At 43.8% G+C, this 16,827-nt stretch carries 18 protein-coding genes; all 18 read right to left on the bottom strand.

All coding sequences use genetic code 11. The features are described from left to right. Positions 1-130: 130 nt before the first annotated feature. Positions 131-1,099: a cation diffusion facilitator family transporter gene (locus VZF35_RS20345; protein ID WP_407307934.1), complete on the bottom strand. Its 969-nt coding sequence runs from the start codon at positions 1,097-1,099 to the stop codon at positions 131-133. Between the two features lie 382 nt (positions 1,100-1,481). Continuing rightward, positions 1,482-1,928: a hypothetical protein gene (locus tag VZF35_RS20340; protein WP_407307931.1), complete on the bottom strand. Its 447-nt coding sequence runs from the start codon at positions 1,926-1,928 to the stop codon at positions 1,482-1,484. A gap of 828 nt (positions 1,929-2,756) precedes the next feature. Next, complete coding sequence (locus VZF35_RS20335; RefSeq protein WP_407307929.1) at positions 2,757-2,909, bottom strand: hypothetical protein; 153 nt, start codon at positions 2,907-2,909, stop codon at positions 2,757-2,759. Between the two features lie 465 nt (positions 2,910-3,374). Beyond that, positions 3,375-4,241: a polysaccharide deacetylase family protein gene (locus VZF35_RS20330; RefSeq protein WP_407307926.1), complete on the bottom strand. Its 867-nt coding sequence runs from the start codon at positions 4,239-4,241 to the stop codon at positions 3,375-3,377. A gap of 346 nt (positions 4,242-4,587) precedes the next feature. After that, complete coding sequence (gene secF, locus VZF35_RS20325) at positions 4,588-5,547, bottom strand: protein translocase subunit SecF (RefSeq protein WP_407307924.1); 960 nt, start codon at positions 5,545-5,547, stop codon at positions 4,588-4,590. After that, positions 5,544-6,782 carry a protein translocase subunit SecD gene (secD, locus tag VZF35_RS20320; RefSeq protein ID WP_407307922.1) on the bottom strand — a complete coding sequence of 413 codons (1,239 nt, stop codon included), beginning with the start codon at positions 6,780-6,782 and terminating at the stop codon, positions 5,544-5,546. The genes secF and secD overlap by 4 nt, the downstream gene beginning before the upstream one ends. Before the next feature lie 116 nt (positions 6,783-6,898). After that, positions 6,899-7,561 carry an HD domain-containing protein gene (locus VZF35_RS20315; RefSeq protein WP_407314752.1) on the bottom strand — a complete coding sequence of 221 codons (663 nt, stop codon included), beginning with the start codon at positions 7,559-7,561 and terminating at the stop codon, positions 6,899-6,901. Positions 7,562-7,696: 135 nt separating this feature from the next. Continuing rightward, positions 7,697-8,098, bottom strand: coding sequence for a preprotein translocase subunit YajC (gene yajC, locus VZF35_RS20310; protein ID WP_407307920.1), 402 nt, complete (start codon positions 8,096-8,098; stop codon positions 7,697-7,699). A gap of 119 nt (positions 8,099-8,217) precedes the next feature. Then, on the bottom strand, positions 8,218-9,336 hold the full coding sequence (gene tgt, locus VZF35_RS20305) for a tRNA guanosine(34) transglycosylase Tgt (RefSeq protein ID WP_407307918.1): 1,119 nt from the start codon (positions 9,334-9,336) through the stop codon (positions 8,218-8,220). Positions 9,337-9,372: 36 nt separating this feature from the next. Then, positions 9,373-10,395, bottom strand: coding sequence for a tRNA preQ1(34) S-adenosylmethionine ribosyltransferase-isomerase QueA (queA, locus tag VZF35_RS20300; protein ID WP_407307916.1), 1,023 nt, complete (start codon positions 10,393-10,395; stop codon positions 9,373-9,375). Positions 10,396-10,428: 33 nt separating this feature from the next. Next, positions 10,429-11,784, bottom strand: coding sequence for a SpoIID/LytB domain-containing protein (locus tag VZF35_RS20295; RefSeq protein ID WP_407307914.1), 1,356 nt, complete (start codon positions 11,782-11,784; stop codon positions 10,429-10,431). Positions 11,785-11,836: 52 nt separating this feature from the next. Continuing rightward, the gene (gene ruvB / locus VZF35_RS20290) at positions 11,837-12,856 is read right to left on the bottom strand and encodes a Holliday junction branch migration DNA helicase RuvB (RefSeq protein WP_407314750.1); all 1,020 of its coding nucleotides are present in this window, start codon (positions 12,854-12,856) and stop codon (positions 11,837-11,839) included. A gap of 30 nt (positions 12,857-12,886) precedes the next feature. Continuing rightward, positions 12,887-13,489, bottom strand: a complete 603-nt coding sequence (gene ruvA / locus VZF35_RS20285) for a Holliday junction branch migration protein RuvA (RefSeq protein ID WP_407307912.1) — start codon at positions 13,487-13,489, stop codon at positions 12,887-12,889. Beyond that, complete coding sequence (gene ruvC, locus VZF35_RS20280) at positions 13,486-13,983, bottom strand: crossover junction endodeoxyribonuclease RuvC (protein WP_407307910.1); 498 nt, start codon at positions 13,981-13,983, stop codon at positions 13,486-13,488. The genes ruvA and ruvC overlap by 4 nt, the downstream gene beginning before the upstream one ends. A gap of 71 nt (positions 13,984-14,054) precedes the next feature. After that, positions 14,055-14,426, bottom strand: coding sequence for a hypothetical protein (locus tag VZF35_RS20275; RefSeq protein ID WP_407307907.1), 372 nt, complete (start codon positions 14,424-14,426; stop codon positions 14,055-14,057). Between the two features lie 91 nt (positions 14,427-14,517). Beyond that, entirely contained in the window at positions 14,518-15,267 is a 750-nt protein-coding gene (locus VZF35_RS20270; RefSeq protein WP_407307905.1) for a YebC/PmpR family DNA-binding transcriptional regulator, read from the bottom strand. 113 nt (positions 15,268-15,380) lie between these two features. Continuing rightward, positions 15,381-16,304, bottom strand: a complete 924-nt coding sequence (cysK, locus tag VZF35_RS20265; protein ID WP_407307902.1) for a cysteine synthase A — start codon at positions 16,302-16,304, stop codon at positions 15,381-15,383. A 103-nt stretch (positions 16,305-16,407) separates the two neighbouring features. Then, positions 16,408-16,821, bottom strand: coding sequence for a DUF3842 family protein (locus VZF35_RS20260; protein ID WP_407307899.1), 414 nt, complete (start codon positions 16,819-16,821; stop codon positions 16,408-16,410). Positions 16,822-16,827 lie beyond the last annotated feature (6 nt).

Below are 16,827 nucleotides of genomic sequence, written 5' to 3'. Positions count from 1 at the left end.
TTATATGACAGAACGAAAACTGCAGCAACCATTCTCGGGGTTCGATCTTTCAATCTCCAAATGCCAGAGAGACTGTTGTTAACTAGATTCTCATGCCGTTATAATGACCCACGCAGAATGAATAAGATCATTAGTTGTCTAGGCGCTGACGCTTGTTCTCGTTCTTTGCCTGACAACGCTGGCAAGTAGGACTTGTGGCCTCCTCAACAGGACACGCCTCTCCCCGTTTGCTGCATGGTTCAGCATGAATAAGGATATGAGTTCCATGGAGTTTTTTGTTGATTTCTAATTCAATCCGATCACATAACTCATGCACATCAACGACAGGAGTATATTTGGCAACGACCAAATGCAGATCAACATGCCTTTCCGCCCCAGCTTTCCGAGTTCGAAGTTTATGGAACTCAACAAATTCATTGGCATGGAGTCTCAGAACCTCGGAAATAATCTCGCACTCTTCCTCAGGCAAACTGACATCGACAAGCGGCGAGAAAGCTTCCTTAGTTAACTCGAAGGAAGTTTTAAAGATCAGTAAAGCAACACCAATCGCCACGAGTGGATCTAGGATCGCCCAACCTGTAATCTTGATCAGTAAAAGCCCGCAGAAAACACCGGCAGACGTATACACATCGGTTCGCAAATGCAGAGCATCGGCTTCAAGCGCTATCGATCCTGTTCTTTTCCCGACCCTCATCAACTGTCTTGACACAAAAAAATTTATCAAGGAGGAAAAGCCCATAATGATCATGCCAATTCCTAAATTGTCGGAAGTACTGCCTCCGCCCTCTAGAATAGAATAGGCCTTCTGAATTGCCTTGAAGATTATCATAATGGCCGCTATAAAAATAAGAACTGCCTCTATAGTTCCTGAGACATTCTCAATTTTCCCATGTCCATAAGCATGGCGTGAATCTGCAGGTTTACCAGATTCCCGTACGGCAAAGAGGGCAATAAATGCAGCTATAAGATCAATCCCAGAATGTATCCCTTCTGACAAAATACTAACTGAACCACTTATGGATCCAATAACAATTTTAGCTAAGGTCAGAAAGGAATTTGAAGCCACCGATAACGTTGCAACTTGAGTCCTCTCATTCACTAGTTTATCCCCTCTTTCCGACGAACCCTACGATCCAGTCATTTCATAGGCCTCAGCGATCGCTAGTATAAAGAAAACTTGGCTGGCGCCCGAAGACACTGTCTTCGCACTTGTTAGCCTTGGCGAAGGCGGCTGCCTTAGTTGCCCTTATGCTTCAGAAAGTATACAACAAAGTTATACTTTCTGACTAGTACAAAAAATAGGACTCCTTATTAAAAAGAAGTCCCACGGATTTCTCCGTTGCCCCACCTAGGCGGCCCAGCTATAATGCCTGACGATTTTCAGTATATGATTACGATACCAAATAGTGCAACTTATAGCAAGGTTTTTTTTACTGTCATAAAGCATAACTTCCTGCCTCGACAGCCAAGTTTTATCATCCTTAGAATGTCATAAAGTTCCCAAAGATAATACTCCCAAGACCAATCATTATACGTAAGATTGTCGGGGCCAGGCTCCATAGGATATGTTTGTTCTGACTTTTTGGTATTATACCCATCCCAACGACTAGGATCCATAGGACAATAGCTGCCATCGGGGTTAAAAAGGCACCGAAGAGAACAAGACCTATTAATCCCCCAACCAAACCGCTAACTACGTTACTTTGTTTGGCCATTTTTCCAATGAAAAGCAGCAATAAAACCCCAAGAATTCCTCCTAATAGTAAAGGCATTTCCCAACGCCAAAATTGTTCAAGGGGATGAATCAGTATATTCAAGCCCGAAATGACTACCATGGCTGCGATGGTTCCCCACGCCCCGCCAAAGAAGATCATGCCTGCAGAAAAAAGAAGTAAACCCTCAAGTAGAACTAATTGAATGAATCCCAACAACCTCTCTCCCCCAACCAAAACTATGGAGCTAGTATGGCCCAATTTTATCCAATCTAGTCTCATTAAACATCCCATTTCAACCCCTTATTGACAGTAAGAAAAGGGAAGTACGAAACAAAATATGTTATATATTTACATATAAGGAACATATATACTTCTTCTTCATAATCTATATTAGATAACACATGGTTAAAGCTTAGATTCGAAGGAGGTAATTCCTATGTGGGGTCGTTGGGGCTGGGGTTTCCCCGGGTGGGGCTTCGGTTTTGGATTTGGTCCATGGTGGGGCTTCCGTCGCTGGTGGTGGTAAACCGCTAATATTCAACCTTTTCTTTTCTTAATTTTAATCTCATAATCAGAACTTATAATAAGTTCTATCGTAATAGCTATTCCTCCTTGTCAGCAACAGTTGCTGGAATTAACTATGGTGCGCCGCTTTCATTTATGAACAGCGCACCATAGTCATTTTTATTGCCCGTATTTCAGATTATCAAGAAGAAAGGGTGTAACTTACTGGCAACAGTAGTTACACCCTTCCTGAATTTATTTTATTAAATCGAAATTAAAAGATAACTCCTAAAGCAATCAGAATTAAAATTGCAATAGCGATGATTCCAACCCCTACACAGCTTCCAGAACCATAACCGTACATTAAATCACCCCCGATTTGTCATACAGTTTTACTTAGAATACAATTCCTAATGCAATAAGCAAAAGAATAATTACGACAACGATTGCAATCCCGGCACCTAAACCAGTTCCACATCCAACTCCAGCTGCTCCAAAAGCCATTGTTTTTTCCTCCTTTAATAGTCTCTTTAATGCTTAGAATATAACCCCTAAAGCGATCAAAATAAGAATAGCAATTGCTATAATTCCAACACCAACACCAACACCAGGCCCAACAGGAGCTACAGGGGCCACAGGGGCACAACATCCAGCTCCATATCCTGAAAAACCAGCACCATATCCGTACATTACATTCCCTCCTATTCCATTTCCTAAGAAATTAAAACACAATACCCAATGCGATCAGGAGAAGGATAATCACAACGACAACAGCAATCCCTGGTAAAAAGTTTGGTGTGCATCCAACACCGTCAACAGCACCTGCGCCGAAAGCCATACCTAACAACCTCCTATTTGAATTGAAATGTTTTTTCTGGGCTCACTTTAAGATATGTCAAAACGTATAAATTGTTAATGTTTACCATAAATTCTTTTATTATCTAATTACTTTAGCAACTTTGCCAGAATCCAAACTCGTGAGAACGGAAACTATAGGTTACACTGGATGTGCTGGTCTTGGATAATCATTTATCTCTAAGATCAATAATTGCATAAAGTTCGACTAGAGCACCGTGAGCAAAAATTTAGATGATACAAAAAAATACTCCCCGATTTTAATTTTCTGGAGAGTATTTCTTAACACCTGTTTAGTTACTAATACTTAGGATTTCTGATACGGTGGATAAACTCATTCAGGCCCATATTCGCATAGCAATAAACCCTATGAACATGCCATGTATCTGTTTTGGAATCAGCCCATCCGCGAAGGGTGGTAAAGGCCATGACGTACCCTGTATTTTTCACCACTCCAACTATTTCATCGTTATAGTCGCCATAGGGATAGGCGAAAAAATCTACAGAATGGCCCAGACCTTTTTCTAGTGCTTCCTTGGAGGTTTTCAACTCTTTTAAGACGCTTACCCTATTCAAGGTCGTCAAATAGGGATGAGACAATGTATGGTCCTCTATATCCCAACCATTCTCAGAGAGCTCTTTGAGCTCAGGCCAAGTCAAAAAACCCTTGCCATTGACAAAGCTGGAAACCATGAAAATCGTCGCCACAAATCCATACTTTTTTAGAATAGGAAATGCCGTTAAATAATTATCAGCATACCCATCATCAAAGGTTATGACAAAAGGTTTTGCGGGGAGTGTCCCTTCATGGTACAGCGATTCGTATAACTGATATAAGGAGATGCTATGATATCCTTGGCTCTGCAAATAGGCCATTTGTCCCTCAAATTGCTCCGGAGGCATCCTGATTTCATTATTATCTTCTCGCATAACAGAATGGTAATAGAGAACAGGAACCGGTGGGGAAGGTGCCTTGATTTCTTGGCAGCTTGAACCTTTGGATAAAGCGCTTGACGATTCTACCGGGAAATTCACGGAGTAAGAATTGGCTGGCTCTATCTCATGCTGTTTAACCTCATGCTGGGTAAGAGAGGGCTTTTCAAAGGAGCAGCCATAGTTTCCAAAGAGTAAAACAATTAAGACCAACAATCCTATCGTTTTCCTCATGATTGCTTGCTCCTTTACAGTGATTTTAAATAGCCATTTACAGTTTACCATATTTTTGACTGATCTCAAATTTTTACCAAAATTTAAAAACATAGAACCATAACTATATAAAACTCGCCCGCGCTAAACTTTGCCGGGGATAGGAGTAAAGAAGACTCGGCTTGTGCCGAGCTTGCGAAGGCAGAAGCCGTTAGTTGCACTTATGCTTCCAGACGAAGACACTGTCTTCGCACGAATTAACCTTCTTGCAGTATTCAACCGAAGGTTATACTTTCTGACTAGTACAAAAAACGACCTCGAGAATAATTCTCAAGGTCGCTCTGATAGACGATGATTTAGTTTAAAGTTAAGCGCGAGCTGGTTTACCGCCCTTGCGGGGGGGTTTCTTCATATGAGTTTTGATTTCCACTAATATTTGACTAGCGTTGAAAATAGATGAATACGCTCCGCTAAATACACCGATAAGCATAGCGAGTGAGAATATTTTCGTGGATTCTCCACCCAGAATAAACACTGAGAAAAGGGCGATTAAAACAGTGACAACGGTATTCACGGAACGGCGCATTGTTTGCCAAACGGACTTATCCACCATGTCTTCATAACTGTCCCCGCGTCGCATCCTTGTCTCATTCTCGCGAATTCGGTCAAAGATAACTACAGTATCATTGATGGAATACCCGAAAATGGTCAGAACTGCAGCCACGAAAGGAGCATCAATTTGCCACTGAAATATTGAAAACAAACCCAAAACCACTAAAACATCGTGCAGTAAAGCAATAATCCCCGATATAGCAAATACAAATTGGAATCGGAACGATATATAAGCAATCATCAGACCCATAGCAATGAGTAACGACCAAAAGGCGTTGCGGGTAAGCTCTTGACCCATTGCCGGACCGACTTCATCCTCTTGCAGAGTTGTTTTATCATAATCCCCAACCTTTTTTTGCAAGGCCGTCATTAAATTATTGCGCTGATCTGGTTGGAGAGCATCTGTTCTAATCAAAACGGATGCATTTCCATTGGACAATTGCACCTCTCCCTTAAGTCCAACGGATTGCAGGGTATCGGTGACAGCACTTTGGGTCACAGGTTTTTTGAAGGTCATTTCAATCATTGTTCCGCCTTTGAAATCAATCCCCAAATTCAATCCGTGCATAAAGAGGGAAATTATTCCCGGGATAATAACTAAGAGTGAAAGAGCGAACCACCAATAACGCTTTTTGACAATATTGAAATAGAGCGGATGTATTTTTTGAACTTCTTCATAGGTTGCCGGATGCCCCTTTTCCTCCTTTTCCATCATACACCCCTCCTAACGCCAAACCAGGCCGTATTCATTTTTGCGCTCATGCCTACAACTAAGCGCAATACAAGGCGAGTAAAGGAAATTGCCGTAAACAAGCTGGCAACAATCCCAACTCCTAAGGTCAAGGCAAAACCTTTAATGGTACCGCTTCCAAAGTAGTACAAGGTCAAAGCAGCAATCAATGTTGTCACGTGAGCGTCAATAACCGTAATAAAAGCACGGCTGAAACCGGATTCGACACCCGCTCGCAGAGATTTTCCCGCCCGCACTTCTTCTTTGACTCTTTCGTAAATAATAATATTAAAGTCCACAGCCATCCCGATGGAAAGGATAAATCCTGCGATTCCCGGCAATGTAAGTACCACACGAAACATCCAAAAGACCCAAAGTACTATGAGTCCGTAAACAACCAAGGAAAAGTCCGCCACAACCCCAGGCAAACGATAGAATACAAGCATGAACAAGAATATGAAGATTAATCCATACAGTCCTGCCTGGATACTCTTGTGTAAAGAATCAATTCCTAAGGATGCTCCGACCTGATGTTTTTCGGAAATCGACATACTCACCGGCAAGGAACCTGAACGCATCAGAACAGCGTCATTGGCAGCGGCTTCAAGCGTTGAATACCCTGTAATCTCCGCTTGACCATTCGTAATCGGTACGTTGACCGTCGGATTTGTTAACAATTTGTCATCTAAATATATCCCTATCCGTTGCCCAATATATTTTGTCGTTAAATCCGCGAATTTTTTTGCTCCATCGGAGGAGAAGGTTAGGTTAACAACATAACCACCCGCACCGCTTTGATCCTGTCCACCCTTAGCATCTGTAAGTTCGGCTCCCTGTAGGACCGTATTTCCTTGGGGATCCTTAAACGTTAACTGGGCTGTAGTTTTCAGAACATTCACCGCTTGATCGGGATCGGAAACCCCAGCCAAGTCTAAAACTAACCGTTTCTTGTTATAATCTGTTTGGATAATCGGTTCGGATACCCCAAGATCGTTGACCCGCTTGGAGATAATTGCCTTTGCCTTATCCATGTCATCGTTCGTAATTGCAGTTCCGTTTTTATTGGGCTCAGCTTGTAACACCAAGTGAACTCCACCGCGCAGGTCAAGTCCCAAGGGGATTCCTTTTGTGGGATCCACAAGGGGTTTAATCGATAGCGCTACTGCCGCAGCTACAAGAAGCACCAACGTTATGAGTTTGATGATGTTTCCCCGTCTCATCTGCTTTCCTCCCTTTTAGTATGAATGGGACTTGCCCATGCCAATCCTCATTATAAAACGTTCAGGATTCCGATGTCAATCTGATCAGACCAACAGACTCCTTCTACATCCCAATATCATAGTAATTTAACGTCATTAATCTTCAATTCAAATTTAGTGTTTAGAAATCCCGCTGCTTTGCGGCATAATAACATTCGTGCAAGGAAGATTTCGAAATACTCCATAACCGGGCATATTTCCGTATCAATCGTTAGTTCCAACGCAACGCGCTCTTTCGGATAAACACGCAGAAAAGAGCGTTCGACGGCATAGTTGACTCTGTCATGGATGTCAAAGGTGGCAAGATCCAAATTTCGGACGCGGGAACGATGCACATCCGATTTATCGGCTAGAATTAAAGCTGCCGATATAGTATTGACTGGGTTCCCGTCAGTTTCGTCATGATTGCCGATGGCTCCAATAATGCCGGCGATTTCCTCAGGAGGCATTCCGTGACGTTGGAGAATACCTGCAGCCAGAATTGCCCCAGTCTGAGCATGAGAAACGCGATTCACTGCATTTCCAATATCATGAAGGTAGGCCGCTATAGCCGCCAATTCACATTCCCTCTCGGGACGTTCCAGCTTTTCTAAGATATTCGAGGCGATATGGGAAACCAGCCCCACATGTCTAAGCCCATGTTCAGTATATCCAATTGCCGCCAAATGACGGTTTCCCGCTTCGATCAAACCATGGACATAAGGGTCTCCTTTAATATCTTGCAATGTGACTCTTTGCAGAACAATCTCCTCCCGCAACACCAAGAAAATAAAGTATAAAAAACAAGTGGAGCTAACCACTTGCTTTTAAACAACTTGTTCTTGGCACGTGTCTATGTCTCATGGTCATTAGTATACCCCAAAACTTAGGAATTTCTAAGCTTTTTCACTCTCAGAGTCAACTTCCGAAGTTTCCTTTTCCAGATCTATCCCTTTTTCACTTTGATTGTTCTTATTCTTGCCATTCTTCTCGTTCTTCTTATCGCTCTTTTTAGAATCCTCGGCAGTGATATCACGGTTTTCCACACTTGTAATCCCTGATTTAGCCACTTCGATTTCTACTTTGTCCGCAATTTGCAGCATAACAGAATTGTCTTTTACCTTGGTGATTTTACCATAGATTCCTCCAGAAGTGACGACGCGATCCTTTACCCGGATCCCACTGAGCAAAGCCTGACGTTGTTTGGCTTGTTTTTGTTGCGGACGAATCATAAGGAAATACATAATACCGAAAAAGACAACAAAATATAGGACTAAGGACATGGTCGATTGAGACATTTTTAAATCCCCCTTAATTTATTCTTTGAACATATTCCCTACGTCATAGCAAAAATCCTTCTTGAATATTGCCTATTGAAAACTTACCTCTGGTCCTGGCCTCTGACCTCAGACTTCTGTTACTCGTATCCATAATCTGTGAAACATTTCTGACGAAATTCCGGCAAACGGTCTTCTTTTATTGCTTCCCTAATCTCACGCATTAAGTTTTGCAGATATCTCAAATTGTGTATTGTCATTAAGCGCAGGCCTAATAGTTCTTCTGCTTTCAGCAAATGCCTGATATAAGCCCTTGAATAGTTACGGCAGGCATAACAATCGCAGGTCGGATCGATCGGTCCAAAATCATGGGCAGAGCTGGCGTTGCGGATGATTACTTTTCCATAGCGAGTCATTGCTGTACCGTTCCTGGCGATACGAGTTGGCAGGACGCAATCAAACATATCTATCCCACGCATGACCCCTTCAACAAGTGCATCCGGTGAACCTACACCCATAAGATAACGAGGCTTTTCTCTGGGCAATAGAGGCACTGTATAATCTAAGACCTCGTACATCATTTCTTTTGGTTCTCCTACACTCAATCCCCCTACGGCATAACCTGGAAGGTCAAGGTCTGTAACTTCAGCCGCACTTTGACGCCGTAGATCCTCATACATACCGCCTTGGACGATTCCGAACAGAGATTGGGTTTCTGTAGTAGTCAAGGTCTCCTTGCATCGTTTTAACCAACGCGTTGTCCGCTCTAGAGAATTCTGAACATACTCTCGAGAACTGGGGTACGGTGCACATTCATCAAAGGCCATAACAATATCAGATCCTAACGCCATTTGGACTTGGGTCGCAATTTCGGGACTTAAGAATTGACGTGAGCCGTCGATATGAGAACGAAATTCAACACCACTCTCCTGAATTGTGCGCAAATCCCCTAAACTAAATACTTGGAAGCCCCCGCTATCTGTGAGGATTCCCCCATCCCAATTCATAAAACGATGCAATCCGCCTGCTTCCCGTATTAACTCTTGTCCCGGCCGCAAGAAGAGATGATAGGTGTTGCTTAAAATAATTCCCGCTCCGATCTCCTTAATCTCTTCCGGGGTTATGGATTTAACGGTTCCTTGTGTGCCAACCGGCATAAAAACAGGGGTATCAACTACACCGTGGGGGGTATGTAATTTTCCTAAACGTGCTCTCGTTCTTGAATCTTCTTTAAGTATTTCCAAATGAACCGCTGGCAAACCCTTCACTTCCTTCTCTAACTCTAGAACTGATTTTTAACGAATGAACATAGCGTCACCAAAACTGTAGAATCGATATTGCTCGGCCACAGCTAAATTATAGGCCTTTAGAATAAGTTCCCGCCCTGCTAAAGCACTAACCAACATAACAAGAGTGGACTTGGGAAAGTGGAAATTCGTCAAAAGGGCGTCCACAACCTTAAATACATATCCTGGGTAAATAAAAATATCTGTCCAACCTTCACCAGGAATTACCTTTCCTTGACTGCCCACGGATTCGAGAGTTCGGGCAGCGGTCGTCCCTACGGCAATCACTCGCCGACCTTCCAGCCTGGCACGGTTGATTCGATCAGCGGCATCTGTTTCCACTCGGTAATACTCTGAATGCATAACATGTTCCTGTATGTCCTCTACTTTAACTGGGCGAAACGTCCCTAAACCAACATGGAGAAGAATCTCTACAATTTCTACACCTTTGGCTCTTAGTTCGCTGAGAAGCTCAGGTGTAAAATGAAGCCCCGCCGTAGGCGCGGCAACTGACCCACGCTCTTTGGCATACACCGTCTGGTAACGTTCTTGGTCTTCCAATTGGGCTGTAATGTAGGGAGGTAAGGGCATCTCTCCCAGTTGATCTAAAATCGTTTCAAAAACTCCCGAGTAGGTAAACGTAATCTTTCGATTACCATTCTCCAGAATATCTTGGAGTTCACAAATCAGCATTCCATGACCAAAGCTTACTTTCTGTCCGACTTTCAAACGTTTTCCAGGCTTTATCAAAGCTTCCCACACATTAAGTTCCAGCCTTTTTAAAAGAAGAACTTCAATTTTCGCTTGGGAACCTTCTTTTTCTCCAATCAAGCGAGCAGGTATGACGCGTGTATTATTCAGAACCAGCACATCACCAGCCTCCAGAAGAAAAACAAGGTCTCGGAAGGAATGATGTTCTATACTTCCATTATTCCGATCTACTACCATTAAACGCGAGGCATCCCGCGGCTCTACCGGATGTTGAGCAATTAAAGCCTCCGGCAGCTCAAAATCAAACTCCGAAACATTCACACTATCTTCTCCTTAATTATGACCCCAATAAATTCAGCCCTCGGCCTTTTGTATAAGCACATGGCTATAATAAAAATTCAGGATCTCTTGGTAAGTATATCCAAGTTGGGCCATGTGATAAGCTCCCCATTGAGACATGCCAACACCATGCCCCCAGCCTCTTCCTTCAAATATAAGGACACCATAGGGCTGCGGATCGGCACGAACCCCTAAATAAGTGCTGGCTACTTTAGACAGCAGCGGTCCCGAATCCTTGTGAATTGATCCAATTCTTTCTTCATATCCCCGGTCACCTAAGGTTCTGAGGAATGAAGTCAGCCCCATGTATTCATAAGCTCTTTGGCTTGTTGCAACAGTATAAACCTCAAAAAGGCTTCCTAAAAAAGCATTTGCTCGTATTTCTTGACCGAAGGGATAAAACTTTTGAACAAATTTCCGGCCCGGAATCGTCAAGGAATTACCAAATCCATCTTCCAGCAGCACGTTTTTCACCCTGCCTGATGGGAATTTATCGAGCCGTATTTTTTCAATGGGTCCAAGGTCAAAGGTGGAACCAAGAAGCGGAGCTGAAATTATAAAGTGCCAACGATCTGCGGCTCCTCCCACCCCGTCGGAAAATTTGTCTGGACGAGCGACATTGTGTCTATCGGAATTACCCCAAACATTTTTGGCATCTTCAGTATATCCTCCACTATGTGATGAATAAAGTGCTTCGATAGGCTGCTTGCTTTGGGCATCAACTAAGATCATCCCTCGAGTTGATTCAACGGCTGCAGAAGCTTCCCCTTCCACATTAACTCCCGCATAAGCTTGATCGATATCCGGAGAGTCTGTAATTGTTTCTCCATTCTGAGTATGTTTAATAAGGTATGTCCGAGCTGCCACTGCCTGAGCTTTAAGTCCTTCCAGTCCACCTTTAGACCATTCATTGCTCATCTCAATAGGTACGACACCCTTAAGATAGTCCTCACTATCCAGACGATTAATCAGCTGCCAGTGACCCTTTTGCCAATCCATTAGTAGGTCACCACGATAAGCAGCAGCTTTTCCCATCGGCATTCTCACCTGAAGACTGCCCGGCTTTATTCCCTTTATTTCTATCCCAGTACCGCTTAAAATCTGATAATCATTATGGTTAATTCGTAAAATTGGGCCCCACCCTCCCCAACCTACTTGAAGAGTGGACCCTTTGGGGAAATCGAGAGTCTTCTTTTCCAAGATAAGTTGATAGGACCCCTGTTCGACATGAATTTCAACCCATCCTGCTTGTCCATAGCTCCAAACAAGCTCAATAGAAATCTCTTTTGCTTGACACGGTTCCGCTTGGCAAATTAGCAAGATGAGCGCTGTTACAAACAAAAAAGGCCAACGCCAAACACTCCGGAGCATGATGTTCACACCCTTTCGTGTTCAGATTACCCCTTTTTCTTAGCTTATATGCTTAGAGTTCCTCTTCATTCGTGAACTTTTGGGGTATCGGGTATCCAAAATGTTGATAGGCTCTCGCTGTCGCCATCCGGCCCCGAGGAGTACGCTGTAAGAAACCCATTTGCAATAAAAACGGCTCAACGACATCCTCCAAAGTCTCAGCCTCTTCCCCGATGGTGGATGCTAAGGTATCCACTCCAACAGGGCCTCCTGCAAAAACTTCAATGATAGTTTTTAGTGTCTTTTGGTCAATGTTGTCCAGACCCATAGGATCGACTTCTAGGCGATTGAGGGCTTCTTGGGCAATCGTTTGCGTGACAACCCCATCTTCCCAAACCAAAGCAAAATCCCTGACTCGTTTTAACAGGCGATTGCCTACTCGCGGAGTACCTCGCGAACGACGAGCAATCTCGTCGGCACCGTTTTCCGTGATACTCAATTTTAAGATGCTCGCCGCTCGAAGAATTATTTTCTTCAACTCATCTACCTCGTAAAACTCAAGTCGGCTTATAACTCCGAAACGATCCCTGAGGGGTGAGGTCAACTGCCCTGCACGAGTTGTAGCTCCGACTAAAGTAAAAGGAGGCAGAGATAAGCGAATAGAGCGAGCACTAGGTCCTTTTCCAATCATAATATCTAAACAGCCATCTTCCATTGCTGAGTAAAGGATTTCCTCGGTCGAACTGTTTAAGCGGTGAATTTCATCGATAAACAGCACATCCCGCGGCTCTAAGGCTGTCAAAATAGCGGCCAAGTCTCCAGGCCTTTCAATGGCCGGGCCGGAAGTGGTTCGGATGCTGACGCCCATTTCCGAAGCGATGATATTCGCTAAGGTTGTTTTGCCTAAACCAGGAGGTCCATATAACAAAACATGGTCTAAGGCCTCTCCTCGAGTTGCTGCTGCTTGGATAAAAATACTGAGATTGTCTTTAACCTTTCTTTGCCCAATATAATCATTCAGGCGGTTGGGACGCAGAGCTTCCCCTTCTTGATCTGAAATTTGTTCTTGCGGAGCAACCAAACGTTCTTCTATTTTGTATTCCTCCTCTCAACAGATTCTAAATTATCCTCCGGCAAGCATGCGCAAAGCCTTTTTAACCTGTTCTTCAATGGTTAAATTCTCTCCGTCTTTTCGGACGTGACCCAAGGCCTGTCTGGCTTCATCTAAGCCAAAACCTAGTGCTAATAATGTCTGGAGGGCTTCCGACTGGTTGTTGGAGCTCGTTGGAGCAGAAAATTGTTCATCTCCCAGAGTCAAAGAGCTATGTCCTTTGAACTTTTCTTTTAGTTCTAAAATAAGTCGCTGCGCAGTCTTCTTGCCTATTCCCGGTACTTTGGTTAATATATTAATATTTTCACTAACAATGGCACTTTCAATCTGAACAGCACCAAAGGTCGAAAGTAAGGATATCGCTGCTCTGGGTCCAATCCCGGAAACGCTTAACATTTCTAAAAAAAGCTGCTTTTCTTCCAGGGACGAGAATCCATAGATGGATAGATCATCGTCTCGGATCATCACATGCGTGTAAACGACAAGTTCCTGTCCGGAAAATGCCTTGGACAAAAGTCCATTCGGTACATTTAAAAGATACCCGGTTCCGTGAACATCCAACACAAGTCGCTCGGATTGGATTTCCCACACTGTTCCACGCAGCATTCCTATCATCGGAAATCCTCCATTCTCCGCTCCAGAGCAAAGCTATGGGCATGACATATTGCTAAGGCCAGGGCATCAGCCGTATCATCCGGTTTGGGTATTTTCTCCAACCCTAACAAACCTTTAACCATCTGTTGAACTTGAATCTTATCTGCCCTGCCATAACCGACAACCGCTTGTTTTACTTGCAGCGGGGTATATTCGTACACAGGGATACCCTGTTGAGCCCCTGCCAATAAGACAATTCCTCGAGCCTGTCCGACAGCTATTGCGGTTGTAGTATTGCGGTTAAAAAAAAGCTCCTCAACTACGACGTGATCCGGACGAGTTTCTATCAGAAAGGGGGAGATTTGATTATATAATAATAACAAACGCTCCGCTAAAGGGGTATGTGCCGGAGTGCGCCAACAAGAATATGCAAGAGCTTTTAAACGATTCCCTTGTTGTTCTATGAGGCCATAACCCATAATTGCGGTTCCAGGATCAATTCCTAAAATAATCATCGGCGTCTTCCTTTCAACATAGTAGGGTTCGACAGAAGACCGACGATTCCTTTTCTTTATTTATAAACGTTTTACTCCTGCCACAAAGGTTCGTTGACGGTATCAATAAAGGACTGAACTTCATCTAAAGAATGGAACTCGACTTTTGGCGCTAACTCTAACATATCTTTAGGCCAACTATGGACATTCAAACCTGTTAAAATAACCTTACCGCTTGTCCCCAGTTTCCCTTCGATAACGGAAAGGACATCATTCTTCAGAGCAAAATGGTAAATCTCTTCTTTAGAAGAAGGAATATTAGCTGATAGTGTTGCGACATCTCTATAAAAAGGGGCATTCCCTCTCTCTATCCTATCTGACCACCAAGACGTCGCCATTGGTACACTACCACCGATACCCAAACCCAGAATAAGTCCGAGACTCATGATTTTCCAACGAGACATAACTAAAACCCTCCCGACATTGTCTTCTTAACTCTAGTCTTGCCAGGAGGGCATCGTTTAATCGTTCTCTTTTATTATAGATTGATCTGTTCTAAAAATCTGCTGCCAAAGCATCCGACAACTCGAAATTGGAATAAACCCCTTGTACGTCATCGTGGTCTTCAAGGGTCTCCATCAAGTGAACTATCTTTCGAGCTTGGTCTGCATCTGATATTTCAATAGTATTTTGAGGCATTGGACTAAGCACGGATTCAGTGACAGGAATCGTTTGATCCTGAAGAACTTTACGTACACTCTCCATAGCTTCCGGAGAGGTATAGATCACAAACTCTTCCGAGTCAGCTTCTAAGTCATCAGCCCCTGCTTCCAAGGCAATCAACATCAGATCATCTTCTGAGAGCTTGAGTCCTTCTCGTGAGATTCTTAGTTGACCTTTGTCCTGAAACATCCAACCAACGCAACCGGTTTCGCCCATATTACCGCCGTTCTTCGAGAATATATGGCGTACTTCCCCCGCTGTTCGATTTCGGTTGTCCGTAAGAATATCAATCATAATGGCAACCCCGCCTGGGCCATAACCCTCATAACGCAATTCTTCATAAACGGCTCCTTCAGTGCCGCCCATTCCTTTTTGAATAGCCCTTTGAATATTATCATTAGGCACATTTTGCGCCTTGGCATTTTCAATGGCTATTTTCAAACGAAAGTTGTTAACATCCCCGCCACAAGCCCGGGACGCTACGACAAGTTCCCGACCAAGCTTGGTAAACATTTTCCCCTTTTGAGCATCAGCTTTTCCTTTTTTATGCTTAATGTTTGCCCATTTTGAATGTCCTGACATGTGTGTTCCTCCTTATGCTAGTCCACTGTTCAATAGTTTAGCATAGGGCAAATTCCCTTGTAAAGGACTTTAATTTCCTGGTAGAAAGCCGTCGGATTAAGAAGTACCGTTGATTAGCTGCGGTTTGCAAAGAGCTCCGTGCTTAAATAGCGCTCGCCGGTATCTGGGGCGATGACCACCACGTTTTTACCTTCTCCCAAAGAATCTGCGACCTGAAGTGCGGCGCTTACCGCGGCACCTGAGGAAATGCCGACGAGCAATCCCTCTTCACGCGCAAGTTTCCGGGCGGTCTCCAAAGCATCTTCGTTAACAACTTGAATAAGCTCATCAAGAATCCCTTTATTCAGAACCTTAGGTACAAAACCAGCGCCAATACCTTGGATTTTATGAGATCCCGGTTTTCCGCCTGAGATTACTGGAGAAGATGCAGGCTCCACGCCAATGATTCTCACCTCGGGAAGACGGGCTTTTAAAATCTCCCCGACTCCGGTAATCGTCCCTCCAGTGCCGATTCCAGCGACAAAAGCATCGATATTCTCCAACTGATCGAGAAGCTCTAACACCGTACTCTTCCGATGTGCTTCAGGATTAGCCGGGTTTTCAAATTGCTGCGGCATGAAATAATCTGGATTTTCTTTAACTAACCGCTTGGCCTCTTCAATCGCACCATTCATACCTTGTGCACCTGGTGTCAATACGAATTCAGCGCCATAAGCAGACATCAGCAATCGACGCTCTACACTCATAGTTTCCGGCATAACAACGATGAGACGATAACCACGCGCAGCGGCAATCATAGCTAAACCGATCCCGGTGTTTCCGCTGGTTGGCTCGACAATAGTTCCACCTGGACGAAGTGCTCCTCGTTCCTCAGCGTCCTTGATCATTCCTAAAGCAATTCGGTCTTTAATACTGCCACCGGGATTAAATGCTTCGAGCTTAACAAAGACATTAGCCATTCCCGGTTTTGTCATCCGCTGCAACCGAACCAATGGAGTTTGACCTATTAAATCTGTAATAGAATTGACGACGTTCATAATAATCCCCCTAATCCATATCAATTTACTATGTTTTAATGGTAGCAACAAACCAGGCTTTTGTCAAATAGAAGTATTTCCCAATATTATCCAAAAAATAAATTTAATTCGCTTTAAACCTCTGCTCAACTTCTAGGACCAGTGCTTCAATTAAATGAGGTAATGGAGTTCGTGGAACTCCAACAAACTGAATATTCCCACGCTGAATAGGGAGAAGCAGCTTATCGGCATTACTGTCCGAAATTGCACTAGCCATAGTTGGAGTGATTTCTCCCAATAGACCATAAACCATAATAATGGCAGCGGAACCGACGATAAGATCCACTCGCTCTACATTGTAAAAGATCGCAGACTCCCCAGAGGCCCCTTCAGTAGCCCCAGCTCTCAACATGGCCCCTGTCGCCAAAGCGTTCGTTCCCAGGGCCAAAATCTCTAACTCGGGAATTCGTTTTCTCAGCTGTTCGACAATATGTTTGCCTATTCCGCCGCCTTGTCCATCGATAACAGCGATTCGCATAGTACC

The organism is Desulfosporosinus paludis, assembly GCF_045689965.1.
In the GTDB taxonomy this organism is placed as follows: Bacteria; Bacillota; Desulfitobacteriia; order Desulfitobacteriales; family Desulfitobacteriaceae; genus Desulfosporosinus; species Desulfosporosinus paludis.
Note: the sequence above shows the minus strand (reverse complement) of the source record. Positions and strands in the feature narration are given on the sequence as shown.

What these genes read in the sequence shown, in the direction of transcription:
- VZF35_RS20335 (WP_407307929.1), bottom strand. Translation starts at nt 2,909, where the DNA reads ATGTACGGATATGGTGCTGGTTTTTCAGGATATGGAGCTGGATGTTGT.
- VZF35_RS20330 (WP_407307926.1), bottom strand. Translation starts at nt 4,241, where the DNA reads ATGAGGAAAACGATAGGATTGTTGGTCTTAATTGTTTTACTCTTTGGA.
- secF (WP_407307924.1), bottom strand. Translation starts at nt 5,547, where the DNA reads ATGATGGAAAAGGAGGAAAAGGGGCATCCGGCAACCTATGAAGAAGTT.
- secD (WP_407307922.1), bottom strand. Translation starts at nt 6,782, where the DNA reads ATGAGACGGGGAAACATCATCAAACTCATAACGTTGGTGCTTCTTGTA.
- yajC (WP_407307920.1), bottom strand. Translation starts at nt 8,098, where the DNA reads ATGTCTCAATCGACCATGTCCTTAGTCCTATATTTTGTTGTCTTTTTC.
- VZF35_RS20295 (WP_407307914.1), bottom strand. Translation starts at nt 11,784, where the DNA reads ATGCTCCGGAGTGTTTGGCGTTGGCCTTTTTTGTTTGTAACAGCGCTC.
- ruvA (WP_407307912.1), bottom strand. Translation starts at nt 13,489, where the DNA reads ATGATAGGAATGCTGCGTGGAACAGTGTGGGAAATCCAATCCGAGCGA.
- ruvC (WP_407307910.1), bottom strand. Translation starts at nt 13,983, where the DNA reads ATGATTATTTTAGGAATTGATCCTGGAACCGCAATTATGGGTTATGGC.
- VZF35_RS20275 (WP_407307907.1), bottom strand. Translation starts at nt 14,426, where the DNA reads ATGTCTCGTTGGAAAATCATGAGTCTCGGACTTATTCTGGGTTTGGGT.
- VZF35_RS20270 (WP_407307905.1), bottom strand. Translation starts at nt 15,267, where the DNA reads ATGTCAGGACATTCAAAATGGGCAAACATTAAGCATAAAAAAGGAAAA.
- cysK (WP_407307902.1), bottom strand. Translation starts at nt 16,304, where the DNA reads ATGAACGTCGTCAATTCTATTACAGATTTAATAGGTCAAACTCCATTG.
- VZF35_RS20260 (WP_407307899.1), bottom strand. Translation starts at nt 16,821, where the DNA reads ATGCGAATCGCTGTTATCGATGGACAAGGCGGCGGAATAGGCAAACAT.